This is a genomic window from Kitasatospora putterlickiae (genome assembly GCF_039527695.1).
Taxonomy (GTDB): domain Bacteria; phylum Actinomycetota; class Actinomycetes; order Streptomycetales; family Streptomycetaceae; genus Kitasatospora; species Kitasatospora putterlickiae.
In genome coordinates this window covers 1-2,175 of the sequence record NZ_BAAAKJ010000429.1, presented here as the reverse complement: position 1 = coordinate 2,175, position 2,175 = coordinate 1, and the positions used below count along the sequence as shown (strand labels likewise).

At 75.8% G+C, this 2,175-nt stretch carries 3 protein-coding genes; all 3 read left to right on the top strand.

What is annotated here, in order from left to right; genetic code table 11:
• Positions 1-52: 52 nt before the first annotated feature.
• Entirely contained in the window at positions 53-1,066 is a 1,014-nt protein-coding gene (locus ABD308_RS35440; protein WP_344344151.1) for a 3-oxoacyl-ACP synthase III family protein, read from the top strand.
• A complete protein-coding gene (locus ABD308_RS35435; RefSeq protein WP_344344149.1) occupies positions 1,063-1,803 on the top strand; it encodes a glycosyltransferase in 741 nt (246 codons plus the stop codon). The genes ABD308_RS35440 and ABD308_RS35435 overlap by 4 nt, the downstream gene beginning before the upstream one ends.
• 39 nt (positions 1,804-1,842) lie before the next feature.
• The coding region (locus ABD308_RS35430) for an AMP-binding protein (RefSeq protein WP_344344147.1) at positions 1,843-2,175 on the top strand (333 nt) is incomplete at its 3' end.

Here is a 2,175-nt window from a genome sequence, read left to right as displayed (position 1 = left end):
GCTGAGTACGGGTACTCAGGCGGCCGGAGCGGGCACACCCGACGATGGGCACATGCATCCAGCAGCCACCGCGCGGATCGGCATCACCGCCGTCGGCGCCCAGCTCCCCGCCCGCCGGCTGACCTCCGGGCAGCTCCAGGACGAGATCACCGCCGGCGGCCGACTGCGCCTGCCGGAGCGGACCTTCGAAAAGGCCACCGGCATCGTCACCCGGCACTTCGCCGCCGACGGCGAGTACGCCTCCACGCTGGCCCTCGGCGCCGCCCGGCGCGCCCTGGACGCCCGCGGGCTGCACCCGCTCGACCTCGACCTGCTGCTCTTCGCCTCCGCCACCCGGGACGTCGCCGAGCCCGCGACCGCCCATCTGGTGCAGGCCGAACTCGGCTCCCGCGCCCACGCGCTCGACGTCAGCAACGCCTGCAACAGCTTCCTCAACGGGATCGACCTGGCCCGCGCGATGATCCTGGCCGGCCGGGCCCGGCGGGCCCTGGTGGTCACCGGCGAGACGCCCAGCCGGGCGATGCGCCGCGACCCGAGCGGCGCCGAGCAGTTCCGCGAGGGCTTCGCCGGCTACACCTTCGGCGACGCGGGCGCCGCCGTGGTCGTCGAGGCCGTGGAGCGCGGCGGCATCCTCGACGTGGAGACCGAGACCGCCTCCGAGCACTGGGAGATCGGCGGCATTCCGGGCGGCGGCTCGCGCCACCCGCGCGGCGACGAGTACAGCTACTTCCGGGGCGGCGGCACCGAGTTGCGCGGGGTCTTCGAGAAGATCGGCCCGCACGTCCTGAACCGGGTGGCGGCCCGCACCGGCTTCACCTGGGACGACTACGCCCGGGTGCTGGTGCACCAGGTGACCGTCCCCTACCTGGAGCGGTTCGTCGAGGCCACCGGGGTCCCGGAGGAGAAGCTGGTCGTCACCGTGCCGGAGGTCGGCAATGTCGCCAGTGCCACGATGGGCCTCCAGCTCGACCGAATACACGGGACGCTGGAACCGGGGGACAAGGTGCTGATGGTCGGCCTCGGCGGCGGCGTCAGCCTGATGACGATGGTCTGGGAGGCGTCGTGACCGAGCTCTGGGTGATCGTGCCCGCCTACCAGGAGGAGGCCGGGATCACCGGCACCCTGAACGCCCTCGCCGCCCAGCGGGACCGGGACTTCACCCTGCTGGTCGCCGACAACGGCTCCACCGACGGCACCCCGGACGCCGTCCGCGCCTTCGCCGCCCGGGCGCCGTTCCCGGTCGAGGTGCTGGTCGAGCCGGAGAAGGGCGTCGGCTCCGCCGTCGACAGCGCGTTCCGGCACGCCATCGCGAACGGCGCCGCCCTGCTCGCCCGCACCGACGCCGACTGCCTGCCCGAACCCGGCTGGACCGCCGCCGCCCGGGCCGCGCTGCGCGAGCGCGGCGGCCTGGTCTGCGGCCGGGTCACCGCCCGCCGGGACGAGCACGGGCCCGCCGGGCGCGCGGTCTTCCTGACGCTGGTCGCGCTCGGCGCGCTCTTCGGCCGGATCCGGCCCGCGCACCGGCGCCGGCACGGCTACCTCGCCCCGTACCGGATGCACGCGGGCAACAACATGGCGATCACCGCCGAGCTGTACCAGGCGGTCGGCGGCATGCCGCGCCGTCCCTCGCCGACCGACCGGATGTTCATCAACCGGATCCGCCGGCACACCACCGCGATCGTCCACCGCCGCGACATGGTGGTGCAGAACTCCACCCGGCGGATCCGCGCGTACGGGGTGGTCGGCACCGCCCGCTGGTACCTGGAGCGCGGCGCCGGCGCCCGTGCCGTCGACGTCCGCTGACCCCCGCCACCGACTCCCGCCGAATCCCGAGGACAGCCCGTGCTCGACCGGCTCGCCCACTCCCTGCGCACCCTGCACCCCGACCGCCCCGCCGTGCTGCACCACACCCGGCTCGGCACCACCCGGGTGCGGATCCGCCGCGGCGAACTCGCCGCCCTCGCCGACAACTACGCCGTCGCCCTCAACGCCCGCGGCCTGCGCGACGGCGACACCCTCGGCGTCGCCGTCCGCCCCGGGCCGCGCGCCCTCGCCGTGCTGCTCGCCGCGCACCGGCTCGGCCTGCGCGCCGCCGTCCTCGACCCGACGGCCGGCCCCGACGTGCTGGCCGCCCGGCTCGCGCTGGCCCGGCCCGACCTGGTGCTCGCCGACGCC